The organism is Verrucosispora sp. WMMD703 (assembly GCF_049178935.1).
GTDB classification, from domain to species: domain Bacteria; phylum Actinomycetota; class Actinomycetes; order Mycobacteriales; family Micromonosporaceae; genus Micromonospora; species Micromonospora sediminimaris.
Window position 1 is genome coordinate 2743175 of sequence record NZ_JBMHMM010000004.1, and the last position, 19090, is coordinate 2762264.

Below are 19090 nucleotides of genomic sequence, written 5' to 3' on the forward strand. Positions count from 1 at the left end.
CCGATCCGCTGGGAGCGATACCATCGGGGCGACGATCTACACCGTCCGATCGGTACACTCCCGGACAAGGTCCGGGGCCGCGCGCAGCACCCGGCGCTGATCAGAATCGGATGGAGATGCCATTGACCCGCGACGAGGCCGCACCCCCCGGAATCGACCTCACCGTCCCCAGCGTGGCGCGGGTCTACGACTACTTCCTGGGCGGTAAGGACAACTTCGAGGTCGACCGGAAGGTCGCCGAGCACGCCCTGCGGATCACTCCGGACGGGCCGGCCGCCGGCCAGGCGAACCGGGCCTTCCTGCGCCGGGTGATCCGGTTCCTCGTCGCCGAGGCCGGCATCGATCAGTTCCTCGACATCGGTTCGGGGCTGCCCACTCAGGGCAACGTGCACGAGGTCGCCGCCGAACACAACCCGAGCGCCCGGGTGGTGTACGTGGACAACGACCCGATCGTCCTGACGCACGGGCGGGCCCTGCTCGCCGCCGACGGCACGGCGACGGTGATCCAGGCCGACGTCCGGCGACCGCAGGAGATCCTCAACCATCCGGACGTCCGCCAGTTCCTCGACCTCGACCGGCCGATCGGGTTGCTGCTCTTCGCGATCCTGCACCACCTCGGCGACGACGAGGAGCCGCGAGCGGTGTCGGCCGAGTTGATCGAAGCGCTGCCGTCCGGCAGTTACGTGGCGATCTCGCACTTCCGTGATCCGGGCGAGCGGGACCCGGAGGGCTCCCGTAAGGCACGTGAGGTCGAACGGGTCTTCAACAAGTCGCTGGGCACCGGCCGCTGGCGTACCGACGAGGAGATCCTCTCCTTCGCCGACGGGCTGACGCTGCTGGAGCCGGGGCTGGTGCCACTGGCCGAGTGGCGTCCCGATCCCGGCGCGCCCGCGCCGAAACAGACCGACACCTACCACACCTTCGTCGGACTACTCGCCCGCAAGCCGTAGGCGGTGGCGACGGAGCCGCCGATCATCGCCGCCCGCGACGGCGGATGGTCGGTGGTTCCGCGCCTGTCACCGATCGGCGGCAGCAACTGCGACCTCGATTCGGTACGGCCGCTGGGCTGATGGGCATTCGACAGAGCATGCCTGCGATGGCGCATGATGCGAGAAGACGAAGCCTTGATAGGCAAGCGCCGGATTACCTATGGTTGACGGGTGCAGGTGCTCTACCGGGCGCTGGCCGACCTGACGCGGCGGCGGATCATGGACGAGCTCGCTCTCGCCGACGGTCTGAGCCTGTTCGAGATCCATAGCCGCTTGTTCGCGGAGCATGGCACCACCTCGACCCGACAGGCGATCTCCCAGCATCTGGCCGTACTGGAAGAGGCCGGCCTGGTCTGGTCCGAACGGGTCGGCCGCACCAAGGTCCATCATCTCGACACCGCACCACTGCGCTCGATCATCGAGCGGTGGCCACTGAGCGAATAGGAGAACGCACGTGAGTACCCCACCGACTCCGGACGAGAAGGACGCGCAGGGCCGCAAGACGGGCCTCTGGACCGACCCGGATCCGCACGGCGGTGTGATGGTCGGCGAGTATGTCGAGGGCGAGCGGCAGGGCACCTGGAAGCACTTCTTCGCCGACGGCAGGTTGCGTGCGGAGGGCGGCTTCGACAACGGGACCGTGCACGGCGAGTGGGTGTGGTATCGCTCGTCCGGCGGGATCATGCAGCGAGGTGGATTCGACCACGGACGCAAGCACGGCACGTGGACGAGGTGGAACGCCGCCGGTGAGCTGATCGACCGGGGTGACTACGCCAGCAACAAGAAGGTCGGCGAGTGGACGACCTTCAACCCCGACGGCACGGTGAAGCGTACGGTGACCCACGCCGCCCGCCGCTGACGGCCGGGCCCGGATCGGGCATCGTGCCGCTGCTGGAGACCCCGGTCGACAACGTCGGCGAAAGCGCGGCCTCCCGCTCCCGGCAGGCCGCGCTTTCGCCGAAGTTGCACACCCATACCGCCCGGGCCGGTGGGCCTGATCACCCCCGGGACCGGTCCAGGTACCTCTCGATCCGGTCGGCGGCCGCCGACGGGCCGCCGGCCGTCAGGATCTCGCGTCGCATCCGATCGACCCGCTCGCCCAGCGCCGGGTCGTCGTGGAGCCGTTGCACGGTGGCCCGGATCGTTGCCGGCTCGACCTGCTCCGGCGTCAGTTCGTAGCCGAGCCCCAGCTCGACGACGCGGCGCGCCGACGGTGCGGCCTCGGTCGCGAAGTGCGGCACCAGGACCAGCGGTACGCCGGCTGCCAGGGATTCCAGCACGGCGCCGGTCGTACCGTGGGTGACGCAGGCTTCCGCGTGCGGCAGGACCTCGTGGAACGGGATCCACGGGTGGGCCTCCGCGTTCGGCGGCAGTGGCTCCAGCACGGTGGGGTCGAGGAAGGTGCCGATCGCCAGCACGGTCTGCCACCGGGTACCGGCGAACGCCTCGGCGCAGGTCCGGAAGAACTCGGGATGCTCGTTGAACTGGTTGCCGAGCGACACCAGGATCACCGGAGTGTCCGGAGTGGGCGGCTGCCAGCCGGTGCGTACCGGCCGGTCGGTAAGCGTCGGTCCGACGAAGGCGAAACGGTCGTCGTCGAAGGTTTCCGAGAAGGGCTGGAAGGACTTCGGCAGGAACGTGATGTTGAGGTCCTCGATCTCGTTCCAGAATTGTCGGACCGGGGTGCGCAACCCGTAGCGGGCGAGCAGATCGACGATCACGTCGTTGACCTCCGGCACGTCCGCGGGGTGGCGCTGACCGTGGCTCTTCCACAGCTCCTCGAAGAACGAGTAGTGCTCGTTGGCGGTGAAACCGGCGCTGAGGCGGACGGCCGGACGACGCCACCGGGTAGCCAGCAACCGGCCGGCGATGAACGGGAAGACGTCGTAGACCACAAGATCCGGGATGTCGTCGGCGAGCCCGTCCTCGGCGGCGCGCAGGATGGCCTCGTTCTCCCGGACGTACACCAGGTGCAACTGGGTTTCCGCGTCCGCCTTGGTGATGACGTCGGGCACGTGGAAGGTGTCGAACTCGGACTTGTACGGCACCACGGTGGCACCGGCCGCGGTCACCACGTCGGCGAAGAGCGGGGTGGTGACGTAGCTGATCCGGTGGCCACGCCGAACCAGCTCGCTCACCAGGCCGAGCGAGGGGTAGACGTGTCCGTGTCCCTGGACGTTGGCGAAGAGAATGTGCCGCCGTTGGTGCATCTGCTCACTCCCGCGATCCGGTGAGCTTTCAATGTATATAGCTGTGCTGTCGGGCGGGCTAGCCCCCGGGTCGGTCCCGCGCATAGACGGCAAGCTCAGAGACATGCGGCGACGACGAGCTTCCTAAGGTGTCTGTAGACGGCTTTCGCTGGGGAATGGAGGATCCGTGACACCTGCCGCGAGAACCAGATGGTCCGGCCTGATCTCCTCCCTGAACGACCGGCACCACCGGCTAGCGCTTGCGATTTATATGGCTGTGGTGGTGGCTCACTGGGCGGAACACCTCGTGCAGGCGTACCAGATCTGGGTTCTCGGTTGGGCACGCCCGGAGGCACGCGGCGTGCTGGGGATGCCGTTCCCCTGGCTGGTCAGCTCCGAGTGGCTGCACTACGGGTACGCCATCGTGATGTTGGTCGGGCTTTTTCTGCTGCTGCCGGGCTTCACCGGCCGCGCGAAGGCGTGGTGGACGGTGGCCCTCGCCCTACAGTTCTGGCACCACATCGAGCACGCGCTGCTGCTGATCCAGGCGCACAGCAGTTTCCGGATCGCCGGCGAGGAAGGCCCGGTCAGCATCCTGCAACTGGTGGTGCCCCGGGTGGAACTGCACCTGTTCTACAACTCGGTCGTCTTCATCCCGATGCTGTTCGCGATGTACCTGCACCTGCGCCCCAACGAGACCGAGCGGGCGGCCATGCGCTGTTCGTGCGCCGGTCGCCTGGTCAACCCGCGTCAGCCGGCCGCAGTGGCCGGACGCTGATCGGGCGGGATGTCCACCACCGGTCGCATCTACGTCGGCTCCGCCATCTGCCTGGCGGCGCTGGTGGCCGTGCTGGCGCTGGTCGGCCGGGCCGGCACCGAATCGGAAGCGGGGCGGGCGGTCGAGGTGCTCTCGATGGAACCGGCCGACGGGGCGGTCCTGCCGGACCTGCCGACCACGGTACGCATCCGGGTCGCCGGTGAGCCTGACCCCGGTCGTTCGCACATCGTGGTCTACGACGCCGATCGGATCCGGTTGAACACCGGGCCGGCCGTGCCCGACGGCGACGACGGTCTGCGGCAGCAGGTCGCCGTGACCCGGCCCGGTCAACTCGCGGTGGCTTACCACGTGGTGACCGTCGACGGGCGTACCGCCTCGGGCATCGCCCGCCTCACCGTCGGCTCTCCGAACGCTGCGGCGCCCGCCGGTCCGGCGGACGCGACCGACGACGGGGCGCACGCCCACGGGGTGGACCCGATGGGCGCCGCCCTGCTGGCGCTGGACGGCCTCGTGCTGCTCGCCGTGGTGATCCTGCTCCTGCGCCGCCCCACGCGTGGCGCCGCCTGACCGTCCGCCGCCCGCCATGCGCCTGGGCAGAGCAGAACCGACGCCGTCAGGCGGCGCGGGCCAGCGCGACTCGTGGCCGTCGCCCCGGTCCAGAATGGGACATTGCGCGAGTTCTGGCTGCTAAAGTCCTCGGGTGCCGCCGGATCGAGTCCGGTGTGAGGGTGCACCCGCAGGAAGGCCACGAGGGCAATGAACAGGATCTTCGACGGGCTCCAGGACACCGACCGCGAGTTGCGGGAACACCCGGACGGCATGAGCATCCTGGTGCTCCGGCGCAGCTACGACGCCTCCCCGGAAGAGGTGTGGGACGCCATCACCGATCCGCAGCGCCTGGTGCGCTGGTTCCTGCCCGTCGCCGGTGAGCTCCGGGCCGGTGGACGCTTCCAGTTGGAGGGCAACGCCAGCGGTGAGATCCGCCGGTGCGAGCGGCCCAGCCTGATCGGCCTGACCTGGGAGTCGGGCGGTGGCAGCAGCGAGGTTCAGCTACGACTCACCCCGGACGGCGAGTCCACAGTCCTGGAACTGGAGCACGCGCCGGTGCCGGCGGACATCGTGCCGAACGCCGGTCCCGGCCTCTGGGGGCTGGGCGCGGGCTGGGAGATGGGCCTGCTGGCGTTGGGCGACTATCTGGCCGGCGACCTGCCCGAGGGGCGGGCGGTCGACTGGATCGCCACCGCCGGGCCGGAGCAGGTGGCGGCGGCCACGGCGACCGCCGACCGGATCGGCGGCGCGTGGGAGAAGCTGATCACCGGACGGCCGTGACCAGGGCCGGTCCGATGCCGGAGTACGCCGTCGGGGTCGCGGCGGGAAAGCGACCGGGACGCGGACTGGCCAGCTCGACGTCGCGGGGCTCGCCCGACACCCGCTCGGATCACCAGGCGACCGGTAGGGCGTACAACCCGAAGATGTTGCCGTCCTCCTTGAGCGGAAGGTCGGCAACCTCCGTCGTGAGTCTCAGGCCGGGCAGCCGCCGGAACAGGCGACTGAGCGCGACCTCCAGCTCCAACCGAGCAAGATGCTGACCCGGGCAGACGTGCCGGCCGTAGCCGAAGGCGAGGTGCGCGCGGGCGTCCCGGTCCGGGTCGAACTCGTCGGGGTGCTCGAACACCGCCGGATCACGGTTAGCTGCCTGCCCCAGCGCCACCACCCCCTCGCCCGCCCCGATGGTCACCCCGCCGATCGTGACTTCGGTGGTGGCGGTGCGGGCCGTCGCCGCCTCGACCACGGTGAAGTACCGCAGCAGTTCCTCCACGGCGGCCGGGAACCGCTCGGGCTCGGCGCGTAGCCGGGCCAGCCGTGCCGGATGATTGAGCAGGGCCAGCACACTCAACGCGATCATGTTGGACGTGGTGACGTGCCCGGCGACCAGCAGCACGAACGCCATGCTCACCACGGCCTCGTGGTCCACGTCACCGGCGCTGCGCTGCTGCTGGAGCAGCCGGCTGAGCACGTCGTCGCCGGGACGGCGTTCCTTGTCGCTGACCACCACGTCGAGAAAGTCGCGGATCTCCCGGGCACAGCGGGCGCGTTCGTCAGCCGGCGCGCTCCGGCGGAACATCAGCGTCGAACGGCGCTCGAAGAACTCGTGCTCGCCGTAGGGCACGCCGAGCACCTCACAGATCACCTGTGACGGCACCGGGTAGGCGAACGTCGACACCAGGTCGGCGCCGGGCGCGGCAGCGACCAACGCGTCGAGGTGGGTGTCGACCACCCGTTCGACAAGCGCCCGTAACTGCCGGACCCGGCGTACGGAGAACTCGTCGACGATCTGTCGCCGGACGATGGCGTGCTCGGGCGGGTCGAGCCAGTTCAAGGGTGGGCGGAAGTTCGCGAACGACGCCTGCCGCTGGCTTTCCGTGGTCGGGGCGAACTTCGGGAAACCGGGCCGACGTCGGTCCGCGCTCATCCGGGGGTCGCTGAGCACCTGCCGGACGTCGGCGTGCCGGGAGACCACCCAGGCCGTGTCACCGCCGAGCATCGGCAGCCGGACGACCGGGTGCTCGGCGCGTAGTCGCGCGTACTCGGCAGGAGGGCTGAAGGGGCAGCGCCGAGGCAGCGGAAACGCGTCGATGCCCGGATCGGTCGACCCTGACGGCACCGCAGCGCCGGGCTGGTCGCCGGTCGGCGGGCTCTGGTACCCGGTCATGTCAGCGCCCGCAGACAGAGCAGCAGGCTGCGCGCCTCTATGTTGACCTGGTAGCTGAACGCGGTCATCGCGGTGAGCTGGCGCAGGGTCACCCAGGTGTAGTCCGGTGGGGTCACGGCCGGGAACTCCGGGCCCACCTCCACCACCAGATGCCGCGTCACCGCGTGGTGGAACCGGCCACCCTCCTCGGACTGGAGGACGTCGTAATGCACCTGGACCCGGTCGGAACAGACCAGATCCAGGTAGGTGGGACGGTGCGCGCCGGTGAAGTTGTCCGGAGTGCACTGCACGGTCGGGCCAAGCTCCACGATGTCTCGGTAGCCGGGTCGTAGGTCGGCGTGGGCGAGCACGTGCAGGACGCCGCCGAGACGCCGGACGACGAAGGCGACCAGACCGGTGCCGCAGGGGGCCAGGAGCGGCTGCCGCCACTGGGCCACCTCCCGGTTGCTGGCCCGCACGGCACGCCCGACGATTCGAAAGAACCGGCCGGAGCGGTGGCGGATGTCGGCGTCGCCTCGGTGCCAGTCGCGTACCTGCCGCAGCGGCACCTGGTGAGCCACCAGGGTCCGGCCGGCCTTGTTGGAGGTCAACCAGTTGCGGACCTGGAGCAACGGCTGCCACGCCGCATCGTCGTCAGCCAGCGAGGACCGCGCGACGGCGGCGGCGATGCCCGGGTCGGCGGGGTCGGCCGCGACCGCGTGGCCGGGCAGGCAGGAGAGCACGGTACGGGCGTCCATGTTGACGAGGTTCGGCCGGTGCAACAGGTCGTGGATCTGGCCGAGAGTGAGCCACACGAAGTCCGGGTGCGGTTCGATGTCGTCGGTCACCTCGACGACGATGTTGCGGTTACGTTTGCCGCGGAACCACGAACCCTGCTCCGACTGGAGCACATCGACCAGCACTCGTCCACGCCCGGGTTCCAGGAAGTACTCCACGTACCGGGACCGTGCGCCCCGGTGTGTCCGCAGGTAGTTGCTGGGGGTGGACTGCACGGTGGGGGAGAACTGGATGCCGTTGACGTTGCCCGGCTCCATCTTGGCCTGGAGGAGGAAGTGCAGCACACCGTCGATCTCACGGGCCAGGATGCCGAGGATGGCCCGGTCCGGCTGGTGGATGATCGGCTGCCACCACTCGTCGACCGGCCCACCGTCGGTGCGGACGTGCAGGCCCTCGACGCTGAAGAACCGGCCGCTGTCATGCACCAGGTCACCGCTGTGCGGCGCGAACGACCACCCGGTCAGCTCGGCGAACGGCACCTCGGTGATCTCGAAGGGGTTGGCCCGGGCCCGCGCGTCCAGCCACGCCTCCAGGTCATCGACCGGACGCGGGCGGTGTCGTGCCGACCGGGCCAGCCGGGCGGCGAGGTGGTCCCGGTCGGCGTGCCCCGGACGAGGTCGGGCTTCTGTGTGCGGCAGGACCATGACTACTCCAAAGGTTGACCCTGGTGGGTGGCGGCGACCCGACCGGTCGAAGGGTCACCCACCGGCCAGGGGCGGAACGATGGCCACCGTGCTGTCGGCGGGGGCGGCCACCCGGGATCGGTCGGTGGCCTCGACGAGGTCACCGTCGAGGTAGACGTTGTAGTAGGTCAGGGGCTCACCGTCGTCGTCGAGCAGCCGCCGCCGGTAGTGCGGGTAGGACTCGACGAACTCCCGGATGACGTCGCGGACGGTGCCTTCGTGACACGCGAACGTCTTCTGCCCACGGTGGGCCCAGCCCGCCGACAGCAGCACCGTGACCATTTGCTACCTCCCGTGGTGTTCGGCGCCGGACTCGGGCGCGTCGTCGGCGCAGCGGAAGCCGAGGGCGAAGTTGGACCAGCCGGTGGGGTCTCCGTAGAGCCGCTCCGCGCATCGGACCTGGTAGCGGAAATTCATCCAGGAGCCGCCCCGGATCGCCCGGAACCGGCCCATCACCAGGTGGATGGTGGGGTCGCAGCGGGTCTCGGGCGCGTACAGGTGGGCGGTGGTGGAGGTCCACTCGTATACGTTGCCCGTCATGTCGGCGCAGCCGTCGGGGCTGTCGCCGTGCGGTGAGAACGCGCCCACCGGTGTGGTCTGCGGCACCGGGCCCTGGGCGTTGTGGATCCCCGACCACCACTTCCGCCACTCATCGAGCCCGCGGAGGCTGCCGCCGGTCCACTCGGCGGTGTTGGCCCGGGTCGGGTCCCAGGTGTCGCCCCAGGGCCAGAGCCGGTACGCCCGCCCGGTCGCCGCCCGTTCCCACTCCGACTCGGTCGGTAGCCGTTTGCCCGCCCACGTCGCATATGCCTCGGCGTCCGGATACGAGATGTGCACGACCGGGTGGTCGCCGCGGTTGCGGACGCCACTGCCGTAGCCGGCCGGACGGTGCCAACACGCGCCCTCGCGGATCTCCCAGTAGTCGCTGTAGACCATGCTGCCGCCGGCCCGCTCCGCCGAGGTCACGTACCCGGTGCGGGCGACGAAGTCGGCGAACTCGGTGACCGTCACCGGGTACCGGTCGATGAGGTAGTCGCGCAGGGTCACCGGTCGCTGCGGCGTCTCGTCGGTGAACCAGTCCCGGGGGAAGGCCTGCCCCTCGGCCTCCAGCCAGTCCAACGTCCGCTCCGGGGAACCCTGGAGGAACGTGCCACCGGGAACGCGGACCATCGTGGCCCGGGCCGGTGGGGCGGTTGGCCCGGTGGTGTGCAGGTCACCCAGGCTGGTCATGGCTGCGTTCCGTCCGTCACCGGCGTCGCCTCGAGTACGCACATCACGCTCGGCGCCGGGCAGGGCGCGACGGAATCCAGCTGGAAACCCGCCGTGCGCAACAGCTCCCGGAACTCGGCCACGGTGCGTTCCCGGCCGCCGTGGCACACCATCATGTTCAGGTCGTTCATGACCACCTGAGCAACGCTCGGGCTGGTGCTGACGGTCGGTGGCATGACGGACTCCACGAGCAGGATCCGGCTGTCCGGGCGGGTCGCTCGGTGGACGGTCCGCAGCACCGCCACGCACTCGTCGTCGTCCCAGTCGTGCAGGACGCTCTTGAGTAGGTAGGCGTCCGCGCCCGACGGCACCGACCGGAAGAAGTCCCCGGACCGGACCTCACACCGGTCGGCCACGCCCTGCGCGGTGAGCGTGCGCGCGGTGTCGGCCACGCCGTCGGGGGTGTCGAAGACCGTGCCCCGCAGCCGTGGGTACGCGGTGAGCAGCCCGGCGAGCAGGTCCCCGCTGCCACCGCCCACGTCCACCACGGTTTCCAGGTCGGAGAAGTCGTACGCGGACATCAGCGTCGGCACGAACGCCCGGGAACCCTCCGCCATTGCCGCGTTGAACGCCGCCTGCCGCTGGGGGTTCGCGGCGAGGTAGGCGAAGCAGCTCTGCCCGTGCGCATGCTCCCAGGCCACCTCGCCGGTGCGGACGCCGTGTTCGAGCTGCCCCCAGGCGGCCCAGCTCTCCGGCCCGGAGAGCAGCAGCACCAGTTCCCGCATCGACCCGATGGCGTCCGACCGCAGCAGCTCGCCCTGTTCGGTGAGGACGAAGATCCCGGGCTCCGGCTCCTCCAGCACCTCCAGGAACACCAGCGCGCGCAGGAGCCGCCGCAGTGACGGCGCGTGCGTGTCGGTGGCCTCGGCCAGCGCGGCGACGTCGGCCTTACCGTCGGCGAGCAGGTCCGGTATCCGGAGTCGGGCGGCGACGTGCAGCGTCTGGGCGGTGAAGAAGCCGTAGATCAGGTGTTGCATCCGGTGCCGCAGCCCGGGCTGGGTGATGCTCGTGGTCGGTGCCATGCGGTCCTCCGGTGGGGCGCGTCCGGTGGGTCAGCGGGCGGCCGCTCCGGCCGGCTGCGGCGGGGCGGCGATCAACTCGGTCAGCTCGGCCGCGATCGCCACGACTGTCGGTTGCTGCCAGAACAGCGAGGCCGGCAGCACCTGGCGGTACGTCTTCTCCAGCCGTCGCCGCACGATGACGGTCATCACCGAGTCCAAGCCCTGCTGCACGAGGGGCAGCCGCGGGTCCAGTGACTCGGCGGGGAGCTTCATCTCCGCGGCGATCGCGGCGCGCACCTCGTCGATCAGGCGTTCGCGCAGTTCGTCCGGATCCATCCCGGCCAGCGACCCGCCGGCCGCTCCGGACTGGTCGGCCGGCCCGTCCGGCGCGTCCGGCACCACCGGGTACCGCAAGCCGGCGAACTGCGCGACGATCGTGCCGTCGGGCGCGCTGACCAGGACCGAGGCGGTGTCCTCCCGGGAGGCGTCGCGGATCACGTCGATCACCGCCACCGTCGGCGGCGCGCCGGCCATCTCGACCCACTCGGCGCCGTCTACCAGGCGCAGTCGGGGCGGGCCGGGGAAGACGACAGGTGCGATGGAAACGGCCGCGTCGACGATCGCCGCCCAGCCGCCGGCCGACTCCGGGAAGCGGACCCGTGCCCGCAGGCCGCCTTCGGCGGTGATCAGACGGTCCACCGTCCAGGGGAAGGCGGTGGCCGGCACTCCCACGGCGGTCAGGTGGGCGGCGACCAGCCCGACGTCGGCGACCACACCGCCGGCCGGCGGTGTGGCCACCGTGCCGGCAAGCGGGTCGTTCGCCGGCACGGCCCGGGCGGTGGCGTGGGTCAGCCACGGCGCCGGGTCGCCGTTGGCCGGTCGGGAGGCGAGCCGCAGCTGGCCCTCGTCGTCGACCACCTGGATCTCCTGGCGCACGTGGGTGGCGAGCGGGACCCGCATCGACAGCTCCCGCAACGCCACCGGAGCACCGTCGCGGGCAGCGGCGGCGAGGAACGTGGCGACGAGCACCGCCGCCGGCACGAGTTCCGCGCCCTGCACCTGGTGGCTGCCCGGGTACGGGCGGGTGGCGTCGGTGAGCACGGTGTGCCAGAGGCGCAGCTCGCTGCCGGCCACACTGGTCGGCGTGCCGAGCAGCGTGTGCGACCCGATGTCGTGCCCACCTGCGGTGCCCGGCGGCTCGGGCTCACGCCAGTGCTCGCGGTGCTGCCAGGCGTAGTGGGGCAGCTCGACGAGCCGGCCCTGCGGGGAGTGGCGCGTCCAGTCGAGCTCGACGCCGTGGCAGTACGCTCCGGCGACTGCCGCCACCATGGTGCGGTGGCCGGGGGCGTGCCGCCGTAAGGTCGTTCCGATGTACACGTCGGCGATGTCGGCGTGGTCGGCGGTCTCCCGCAGCGAATGGGCGACCACCGGGTGCGCGGAGATCTCCAGGAAGGCGCGATGTCCGTCGGCCAGGGCCGCCTCGACCGCATGGACCAGGCGTACCGGGCGCCGCAGGTTGGCCGCCCAGTAGTCACCGTCGCAGCTGGGCGTCGCGCGCGGGTCGTCGAGCACCGTCGAGTACATCGGTACCACGGCCGGTGAACGGTCCAGGTCGAGCACCGCGGCGCGCAACTCGTCGACGAGCGGGTCCATGTGCGGGCTGTGGAAGGCCACATCGGACTGCACCCGGCGAACGGCGATCCGATCGGCCGGCCACTGCTCGATGATCTCGTCCACGGCGGCGATGTCGCCGGAGACCACCGTGGCGGCGGGGGCGGAGGCGATGGCCGCGACCAGGTTGGCGCGGCCGGCCAGCCGTTCGGCGACGTCGGCGAAGGGCAGGGTCACCATGGCCATCGCGCCGCGCCCGGCGGCACGGCGTAGCAGGGCGGAGCGGCGGCAGATCAGTCGGGCGCCGTCGACCGGGCTCAGTACGCCGGCGGTGACGGCGGCGGCCACCTCACCGACGGAGTGGCCGATCACCGCCGCCGGTCGCACTCCGTACGCCCGCCACACGGCGGCGAGACCGAGATGCATGGCGAAGGTCAGGATCTGGATCCGGTCGACGCCGCCGAGTTCCGCGGCGCCGAGGGCGGTGCGGAGCGAGAAGCCCGCCTCCTCGGCGACCACCGGCTCGATCTCGTCGATCGCGGCGGCGAACGCCGGCTCGTGACTGAGCAGGTCGCGGCCCATTCCGGCCCAGTGCGACCCGTGCCCGGAGAACACCCACACCGGGCGTACGGAGCGGCCGCCCGGTGCGACCCCGGACACGGTGCCGGCGTCCGCCTGATCGTCGGCGAGTTGGCGCAGCGCGGCGGCCAGTCCGCTGCGGTCGGTGCCGGTGACCACGGCACGGTGGCTCAGGTGGGCGCGTCGGTGTGCCAGGGTGTGCCGGAGGTCGGCCAGGTTGGTCCGGTCGTCGGCGGCGAGCCGGTCGGCGAGTCGGCCGGCCTGCGCGCGAAGGGCGGCGGCGGAGCGGGCGGACAGTGGCACCATGGGTTGGCCTGCGTCGTCGTCCGCGGTGTCGGTGGACGGCAGCGTCGGGGCTTGTTCCAGGATCACGTGGGCGATGGTGCCGCCGTACCCGAAGCCGGAGACGGCGGCCCGGCGGGGCCCGTCGCGACGTGGCCACGGCAGCGGGCTGGTGACCAGTCGCAACCCGGTGCCGTCGCCGTCGACGGCGGGGATCGACCGGCCGCGCAGCGGGGTGCCGGGAATCCGGTCCTGATGCAGCGCGAGGATCGCCTTCATCAGTCCAGCGACGCCGGCCGCGCCTTCCAGGTGGCCGATGTTCGACTTGATGGACCCGATCAGACAGGGCCGCTCCGGCGGTCGGCCGGCGCCGTAGACCGCGGAGAGCGCGCCGGCCTCGACCGGGTCGCCCAGTCGGGTGCCGGTGCCGTGTGCCTCCACGTAGTCGACGCTGTCCGGTGTGACGCCGGCGCGGGCGCAGGCGCGGCGGACGACGTGCTGCTGGGCCTCTCCGGAGGGGGCCATGATGCCGTCGGTGCGTCCGTCCTGGTTGACCGCGCTGCCGATGATCACTGCCAGCACCCGGTCGCCGTCCCGGACCGCGTCGTCGAGTCGCTTGAGTACCAGCACACCGCAACCCTCGCCTCGGCCGTAGCCGTCGGCGTCGCGGTCGAAGGACTTGCTGACCCCGTCGGGCGCGAGCGTGCCCGCAGCGTCCAGCGACACGTTCTGCCCGGGCGCGAGCACCAGGTTGACGCCGCCGGCCAGGGCGACGGTGCTCTCGCCGAGCAGCAGGCTCTGGCAGGCCAGGTGAACCGCGACCAGCGACGCCGAACAGGCGGTGTCGACGGCGACACTCGGTCCGCGCAGGTCCAGGGCGTACGAGATGCGGTTGGCCAGTGCGCAGGTGGCCGCGCCGATGCCGGTCCATGCCTCGACGGTGGGCAGGTCCTCCAGCAGCCGGTCGCCGTAGTCGGTGGTACTGACTCCGACGAAGACGCCGGTGTCGCTGCCGGCCAGACCGGTCGGTGGCAGGCCGGCGTGTTCCAGCGCTTCCCAGCCGACCTCCAGCAGGATCCGCTGCTGCGGGTCCATCTCGGCGGCCTCGCGTGGGGTCAGGCCGAAGAACTCGGCGTCGAATCCGGCGATGTCGTCGAGATAGCTGCCGGCGGTCACCGTCTCCCGCAGGACCGCCTCGTACTCCGGGCCTCGCTCGCGGTACGCCCGCCACCGCTGGGTGGGGATCTCCGCGTTGGTCTGTCCCCCCTTGAGCAGTAGTTCCCAGAGGGCGTCGGGGCTGTCGACGTCGCCGGGCAGCCGGCAGCCGACACCGATGACGGCCACCTGGAAGGGGCGGCCGGCTGGGTCATCCCGGGTCATCGTCGTACCTCCGTGGGTCGGTGGCGGCTTCCGGGCCGGTCAGAGGCCGTCGGGGGTGTGCAGGATGCGCAGCACGGCTGCGGTGAACTCGACGCCGGGGCCCATCGCGAGCCAGAGCACGTGGTCACCGGCCGTCAGCTCACCGGTACGCAGCAGGTGGTGCAGGGCGAGCAGGTGGTCGCTGGCGCCGCAGTGGCCGATCATGCGGCCGAAGTCGAATGTGGACTTCTCCATGCCGAGGCCGAGTGGCGCCATGCAGCGCTGCTCCACCACCTCGCGGGAGTAGTTCATGAAGGACACCCGGGTCAGGTCGGTGGTGTCGATGCCGGCTTCGGCGAGCGCCTGCTCGGCCACGGTCGTCATGGTCTCCTGTGCCTCGCCCAGCACGGCGAGCACGGGCGTCTGTTCGGTGATGTGGTAGAAGAGCCGCGCGCCGAAGTCGAGATCCTTGCCGAGGGTCGCGCCGGGCGGGAACATCGGCTCGCCGCCGCGGTGGACCTCCTCGGCCTCCGGCACGGTGATCGAGCAGACCGACAGCAGCTCGGCGAAGCCGCTCTCGGTGCTCAGCACCACCGCCGAGGCGGCGTCGCCGAGGATGAACCCGAGGTTGGTCCGCCAGCGGTCCAACAGCGGGGTCCCGTAGTTGTCGGCGGCGACCAGCATCGCGGCCGTGCGTTCCGGCTCCGCCTTGAGGTAGCTCGCGGCCAGTTCCAGCATGGTGAACATGCCGTTGCAGCCCTGCCGGATCTCGCTCGCCCGGGGCACGCCGCCGAGCAGGTAGTGCTGAAGGTACGCGTGGGCGATCCAGCCTTCGGGGCCCTGGTGCCAGGCGGCCGCGTAGAGCAGCAGGTCGATGTCGCCGCGATTCAGCTCGCTGGTTTTCAGGGCGTCCTGTGCGGCGCGGAGGGCCATCTCCGGCGCGGGCAGGTCCCCGGCGACGGCGGCGCCTCCGAGCTCGTGGGTCTCGATGTCCTCCTCGGGATACCAGCCCTGGGCGACGGCGTGTTCGACGGTCACGGTCTCAGGAAGGTAGGCCCCGATCCCACGAATGTACGTTCCGGCGGTGCGCATCGAGTTCACTCCTCGGGGCGAATGATCTTAGGATCTTTACTTTAACAATATATAGCGCCAGATGTAGTGGTCAATGCTCGTCGATTGCGCCGGGGGCAAGGCTCTCGTCCCCGCGGACCAGCCCGGAGAGCAGCGACACGAACGAGAGCTTGGGTGGCAGGCTGCGGTCGGGATCCACGATGGCCTGAGCCCGCAGGTGCAGTTCCTCCTTGCCGTGCGCGCCGTCGTAGAAGAACCGGACCAGCTCCAGCAACTGGCCGAGGAAGTCCCGGTACCTGTCCTCGTAGTCCTTCATGACGTGCCGTTCCTTGTCCGGTGCGGTGAGCGTCTCGTGGACCGCCTTCGCCACGCTGTTCGCTCCGCGCATGGCCAGGGTCACCCCGGAGGAGAGCAGCGGGTCGATGAACGCGGCCGCGTCGCCGACCAGGACCCAGCCCGGGCCGGAGAACTGCTGGCAGGTGTACGACCAGTCGCGCGCCGCACGATAGATATCCACCCGCTTCGCGCCCGAGGTGAGCCAGGAGACCTCGGACGACTCCGCGATCTGTTTTTCCAGCAGCTGCTCCGGCGACAGCCCTGAGGCCACCAGCCGATCGCTGGTCGTGACGTAGCCGATGCTGGTCAGCTCCGGACTCAGCGGCGCGTACCAGAGCCAGCCCTGCCGGCAGCTCTCGGTCAGCAGGTCCCCCTCGTGCTCACCCGGGTAGCGCAGGGCGCCCTGCCAGTAGCTCCACACGGCCACGTTGCGCAGGTCGTCGTACCAGTCGACAAGCCCGAACCGGCGACCCAACCAGCGATGCTGGCCCGCGGCGTCGACCACAATCGTCGCCCGCGCCGACACGGAGTCCGACTCGCCCTTGAACTGATAGCGCACGCCGGTGACCCGATCGCCGTCGGTGAGCGCGTCCCGTACGGTCGCCCCCTCGATGACGTGCACACCAAGCTCCCGCGCCCGGTCCAGCAGCATCGCGTCGAACTCGGCGCGCCGGACCTGCCAGGCGTACTCGTAGCGGCCACCCCGGACCTCTCGGAAGCGGAACGACCAAGGCTCCGTCTGGTTCTCGCCCCACAGCAGACTGCCGCCGTACTTGACCTGGAACCGCAGCTCGGCCATGCGGTCGAGCAGTCCCAACGCGGTAAGCGTCGGGACGATGCCGGTGATCAGCGACTCGCCGACGTGGTAGCGGGGAAACTTCTCACGCTCCAGCAACAGGATCCGGTGCCCCTCCAGCGCGAGAAGACCGGCGGTGCACGCCCCCGCGGGACCGCCACCGACGACTATGACGTCGTACTCGGCACCGGGTTGTCTCATGGCACCTGCTCCTCCTGCTCGCGTACGTCGGACCGCCGGCGGGGCTCAACCGGCCGGCGTGAACGCGACCGGCAGCCTCGTGAGACCGCGGAACATCGTTCGAGGCTGGTAGACCAGTTCGTTCGGGCTGACAGCCAGGCGCAGGTCCGGCAGCGCGGCCATGGCGCCGAGGGCGGTACGCAGCTGAAGCCGGGCCAGGTACGACCCGAGGCAGTAGCGCATGCCCGCTCCGAAGGACATCGACGGCACGGGTTCGCGGCGGACGTCGAACTCGTCGGGTCGGTCGTACCGCCCGGGGTCCCGGTTGGCCGCACCGGCGAGGACCACCACGACGTCGTCGCGGCGCAGCCGCCGGCCGTGCAACTCGACGTCGGCGGTCAGCTGCCGGGTGTTCGACTGCACCGCCGGGTCGAAGCGCAGACATTCCTCGACCGCCCGGGGCACCAGGTCCGGCCGTCGGCGCACCGAATCCAACTGCTCCGGATGGTCCAGCAGGCTGAGCAGGCCGTTGCCGAGCTGGCTGGCCACTGTCTCGTGGCCGGTGAAGATGAAGGTGACCACGGTGCTGACGATCTCGTTGCGGCTCATCCGCCGGCTCCGGTGGGCGGCGAGCATCAGGGCCAGCAGGTCCTCACCGTCGTCGCGCCGCTCGGCCAGCGCCCGCTCCACATAGTCGGCGAACTCGGCGATGGCCGCGTGCCCGCGCCGCATGTCCTCGGCGGTGGCACCCCGGTCCAGCGTCCGGCCCACCGCACGCGACCAGCGGCCGACCGCGTCGGCGTCGCCGGCCGGCAGGCCGAGCAGCCCGAGGACCGCGCGCAGTGCCAGCGGGTAGGCCAGATCGGCCACGACATCCATCGTGCCGACGGCCCGCGCCGGGCGTAGCAGGTCGTCGACGGTGGCCTCGACCATCGGCTCCAGGCGGCGCAACGCCGACGGCGAGAAGGCCGGGCCGACCACCCCACGCAGGCGGCCGTGGTCCGGCTCGTCCTGGAACAGGATGATGTCGCCGACGATCCGGCTGAGCAGGCCGGGCCCGACCAGGTCGGTCCAGAATCGACGGATGCCCGTCCGGGCGAACCGATCGTCGCCGAGCACCGCGCGGACGTCGGCGAAACGCGAGACGTACCAGACCTGGTGGGCGCCGCGGTGCACCGGATCGTGGCGGAGCAGCCAGTGGTACGACGGGTACGGGTCGCGCCGGACGTCGACGGCGGTCGGATCGAACGCGGTCACGGCATCGGCCAACACGAGGTTCTCCCTCCGGTGGCTGGTCACGCCGTCCGCCGGACGGGCCGGCGGACAGCGTGAGCCGGCTCAGTTGGCGATGTGCTCCACGAGGCGTCGTACCGTCTCCGCCGGCGTGGGCAGCGCGCGCATCTCCTCGCGTACCTCCCGCGCCGCCGTGCGCATTGACTCGTCCTCGATCAGCCGCCGCAGCAGGTCGGCGTCGACCTTGTCGGCGGTGCTCACCAGGCCGATGCCACGCCGGCTGACCGCCTCCCGTGCGGTGTGCTGGAACTGGTCGCGGGGGTCGGGTGCGAGCAACTGCGGCAGGCCCGCGTTGATCGCGGTCATCACGGTGCCGCCACCGCCGTGGTGCACCACCGCGGTGCAGGTCCGCAGCAGGGTGTGCAGCGGGGTCCAGCCGACCGCGCGCATGTTCGGCGGCAGCTCGCCCAACGGGGTGATGTCGAGGTCGCCGAGCGCCAGCACGAAGTCTGCGTCCACCTCGGCGGCGGCGGCGATGATGGGCGCCACCGCGCCGATACCGAACGCCTGGAGTTCGATGGTGCCCATCGTGATGGCCACCTCCGGGCGGGGCGGGGACGCCGGTAGCCGGTCGCCGAGGACCGCTCCGCCGCCGTACGGCACCCAGCGCATGAACCATCCCTCCGGCTCTGCCTCCAGCAGCAGGCTCGGCGGGAACGACTCGATCGTCACGCTCGGCTTGGGCAGGGTGACCTGGTGCTTCTCCATCAGGTCGGTCAGGAATGAGGCGATGGAGGCGTGCATGCCCCGGGTGCGCCAGGCGCTCTGGTTGCGCTGGATGGCGGGTACCCCGGCGCGTGCGGCGGCGAGCAGCCCGACGGTCGCGCCCTGCTCGTAGACGACCAGGTCCGGCTTGAAGTCGTCGGCGAGAGCGATGGTGCGGTCCACCAGCGGCCGGTTGACGGCGGCGATCTGCACCCCCCACTCCTCCAGGTCGATGGCGGGGCGGGTGGCGACCGTCTCGGCGAACCGCGGGTTGTCCTTGGCCACCTGCTCGAAGACCTTTACCGCGCTGTAGTCCGGGGCCACGTCCACCACCTCCAGGCCGGCGGCGGCGGCCTTCTGGGTGTGTTCGGCCAGCGCGATGACCACGTCGTGACCGGCGGTGCGGAAACTCCAGGCGAGCTGGACCAGGGGGAAGAGGTGACCGATACCGGGGGAGGAGACGAACAGGACGCGCATGT

The 19090-nt window shown here is 71.0% G+C and carries 16 protein-coding genes and 1 pseudogene; 6 read left to right on the forward strand and 11 right to left on the reverse strand.

Features of this window, described 5'->3' with window-relative positions:
- Positions 1–110: 110 nt before the first annotated feature.
- From ACN26Z_RS13110 to ACN26Z_RS13120, 3 genes are all read left to right on the forward strand, one after another.
- Positions 111–950, forward strand: coding sequence for an SAM-dependent methyltransferase (locus tag ACN26Z_RS13110; RefSeq protein WP_282239049.1), 840 nt, complete (start codon positions 111–113; stop codon positions 948–950).
- Between the two features lie 210 nt (positions 951–1160).
- Positions 1161–1433, forward strand: a complete 273-nt coding sequence (locus tag ACN26Z_RS13115; protein ID WP_093409579.1) for an ArsR/SmtB family transcription factor — start codon at positions 1161–1163, stop codon at positions 1431–1433.
- A gap of 10 nt (positions 1434–1443) precedes the next feature.
- Positions 1444–1848, forward strand: a complete 405-nt coding sequence (locus tag ACN26Z_RS13120; RefSeq protein WP_093409577.1) for a toxin-antitoxin system YwqK family antitoxin — start codon at positions 1444–1446, stop codon at positions 1846–1848.
- Positions 1849–1987: 139 nt separating this feature from the next.
- On the opposite strand, the gene ACN26Z_RS13125 is transcribed toward ACN26Z_RS13120, so the two are convergent.
- Positions 1988–3199, reverse strand: a complete 1212-nt coding sequence (locus ACN26Z_RS13125) for a macrolide family glycosyltransferase (protein ID WP_421461423.1) — start codon at positions 3197–3199, stop codon at positions 1988–1990.
- A 250-nt stretch (positions 3200–3449) separates the two neighbouring features.
- On the opposite strand from ACN26Z_RS13125, the gene ACN26Z_RS13130 reads away from it, so the two are divergent.
- From ACN26Z_RS13130 to ACN26Z_RS13140, 3 genes are all read left to right on the forward strand, one after another.
- Positions 3450–3956, forward strand: a complete 507-nt coding sequence (locus tag ACN26Z_RS13130; protein ID WP_282240533.1) for a hypothetical protein — start codon at positions 3450–3452, stop codon at positions 3954–3956.
- Between the two features lie 9 nt (positions 3957–3965).
- A complete protein-coding gene (locus ACN26Z_RS13135) occupies positions 3966–4523 on the forward strand; it encodes a copper resistance CopC family protein (RefSeq protein ID WP_093409571.1) in 558 nt (185 codons plus the stop codon).
- A 189-nt stretch (positions 4524–4712) separates the two neighbouring features.
- Positions 4713–5285, forward strand: coding sequence for an SRPBCC family protein (locus tag ACN26Z_RS13140; RefSeq protein WP_093409569.1), 573 nt, complete (start codon positions 4713–4715; stop codon positions 5283–5285).
- 109 nt (positions 5286–5394) lie between these two features.
- Here ACN26Z_RS13140 and ACN26Z_RS13145 read toward each other — a convergent pair whose 3' ends face one another.
- The 10 genes and pseudogenes from ACN26Z_RS13145 to ACN26Z_RS13190 all read right to left on the reverse strand — a co-directional run bounded on the left by ACN26Z_RS13145 (position 5395) and on the right by ACN26Z_RS13190 (position 19088).
- Positions 5395–6669 (reverse strand): cytochrome P450, encoded by a 1275-nt coding sequence (locus tag ACN26Z_RS13145; protein WP_421461426.1) that lies wholly within the window; start codon positions 6667–6669, stop codon positions 5395–5397.
- Positions 6666–8090 carry an NDP-hexose 2,3-dehydratase family protein gene (locus tag ACN26Z_RS13150; protein WP_421461427.1) on the reverse strand — a complete coding sequence of 475 codons (1425 nt, stop codon included), beginning with the start codon at positions 8088–8090 and terminating at the stop codon, positions 6666–6668. Before ACN26Z_RS13150 ends, ACN26Z_RS13145 begins: the two co-directional genes overlap by 4 nt.
- A gap of 54 nt (positions 8091–8144) precedes the next feature.
- Complete coding sequence (locus tag ACN26Z_RS13155; RefSeq protein WP_093409562.1) at positions 8145–8411, reverse strand: MoaD/ThiS family protein; 267 nt, start codon at positions 8409–8411, stop codon at positions 8145–8147.
- Between the two features lie 3 nt (positions 8412–8414).
- Positions 8415–9359 carry a formylglycine-generating enzyme family protein gene (locus tag ACN26Z_RS13160; RefSeq protein ID WP_093409559.1) on the reverse strand — a complete coding sequence of 315 codons (945 nt, stop codon included), beginning with the start codon at positions 9357–9359 and terminating at the stop codon, positions 8415–8417.
- Positions 9356–10420: a methyltransferase gene (locus tag ACN26Z_RS13165; RefSeq protein ID WP_421461429.1), complete on the reverse strand. Its 1065-nt coding sequence runs from the start codon at positions 10418–10420 to the stop codon at positions 9356–9358. The genes ACN26Z_RS13160 and ACN26Z_RS13165 overlap by 4 nt, the downstream gene beginning before the upstream one ends.
- A gap of 30 nt (positions 10421–10450) precedes the next feature.
- A complete protein-coding gene (locus tag ACN26Z_RS13170; RefSeq protein WP_421461431.1) occupies positions 10451–14251 on the reverse strand; it encodes a type I polyketide synthase in 3801 nt (1266 codons plus the stop codon).
- Between the two features lie 39 nt (positions 14252–14290).
- Complete coding sequence (locus ACN26Z_RS13175; RefSeq protein ID WP_093409788.1) at positions 14291–15322, reverse strand: ketoacyl-ACP synthase III family protein; 1032 nt, start codon at positions 15320–15322, stop codon at positions 14291–14293.
- Positions 15323–15392: 70 nt separating this feature from the next.
- Positions 15393–16634 (reverse strand): NAD(P)/FAD-dependent oxidoreductase, encoded by a 1242-nt coding sequence (locus ACN26Z_RS13180; protein WP_421461432.1) that lies wholly within the window; start codon positions 16632–16634, stop codon positions 15393–15395.
- Positions 16635–16679: 45 nt separating this feature from the next.
- Positions 16680–17962 (reverse strand): annotated as a pseudogene (locus ACN26Z_RS13185) (cytochrome P450); the annotation flags it as partial.
- On the reverse strand, positions 17952–19088 hold the full coding sequence (locus ACN26Z_RS13190) for a nucleotide disphospho-sugar-binding domain-containing protein (protein ID WP_421464643.1): 1137 nt from the start codon (positions 19086–19088) through the stop codon (positions 17952–17954). The gene ACN26Z_RS13190 and the pseudogene ACN26Z_RS13185, both read right to left, overlap by 11 nt.
- Between the last annotated feature and the right edge of the window lie 2 nt (positions 19089–19090).

Excerpts from the sequence above, each read along its gene's own strand:
- ACN26Z_RS13180 (WP_421461432.1), bottom strand. The coding sequence starts at position 16,634 with ATGAGACAACCCGGTGCCGAGTACGACGTCATAGTCGTCGGTGGCGGT.
- ACN26Z_RS13110 (WP_282239049.1), top strand. The coding sequence starts at position 111 with ATGGAGATGCCATTGACCCGCGACGAGGCCGCACCCCCCGGAATCGAC.
- ACN26Z_RS13170 (WP_421461431.1), bottom strand. The coding sequence starts at position 14,251 with ATGACCCGGGATGACCCAGCCGGCCGCCCCTTCCAGGTGGCCGTCATC.
- ACN26Z_RS13150 (WP_421461427.1), bottom strand. The coding sequence starts at position 8,090 with ATGGTCCTGCCGCACACAGAAGCCCGACCTCGTCCGGGGCACGCCGAC.
- ACN26Z_RS13165 (WP_421461429.1), bottom strand. The coding sequence starts at position 10,420 with ATGGCACCGACCACGAGCATCACCCAGCCCGGGCTGCGGCACCGGATG.
- ACN26Z_RS13155 (WP_093409562.1), bottom strand. The coding sequence starts at position 8,411 with ATGGTCACGGTGCTGCTGTCGGCGGGCTGGGCCCACCGTGGGCAGAAG.
- ACN26Z_RS13190 (WP_421464643.1), bottom strand. The coding sequence starts at position 19,088 with ATGCGCGTCCTGTTCGTCTCCTCCCCCGGTATCGGTCACCTCTTCCCC.
- ACN26Z_RS13160 (WP_093409559.1), bottom strand. The coding sequence starts at position 9,359 with ATGACCAGCCTGGGTGACCTGCACACCACCGGGCCAACCGCCCCACCG.
- ACN26Z_RS13145 (WP_421461426.1), bottom strand. The coding sequence starts at position 6,669 with ATGACCGGGTACCAGAGCCCGCCGACCGGCGACCAGCCCGGCGCTGCG.
- ACN26Z_RS13135 (WP_093409571.1), top strand. The coding sequence starts at position 3,966 with ATGTCCACCACCGGTCGCATCTACGTCGGCTCCGCCATCTGCCTGGCG.
- ACN26Z_RS13140 (WP_093409569.1), top strand. The coding sequence starts at position 4,713 with ATGAACAGGATCTTCGACGGGCTCCAGGACACCGACCGCGAGTTGCGG.
- ACN26Z_RS13125 (WP_421461423.1), bottom strand. The coding sequence starts at position 3,199 with ATGCACCAACGGCGGCACATTCTCTTCGCCAACGTCCAGGGACACGGA.
- ACN26Z_RS13130 (WP_282240533.1), top strand. The coding sequence starts at position 3,450 with ATGGCTGTGGTGGTGGCTCACTGGGCGGAACACCTCGTGCAGGCGTAC.
- ACN26Z_RS13175 (WP_093409788.1), bottom strand. The coding sequence starts at position 15,322 with ATGCGCACCGCCGGAACGTACATTCGTGGGATCGGGGCCTACCTTCCT.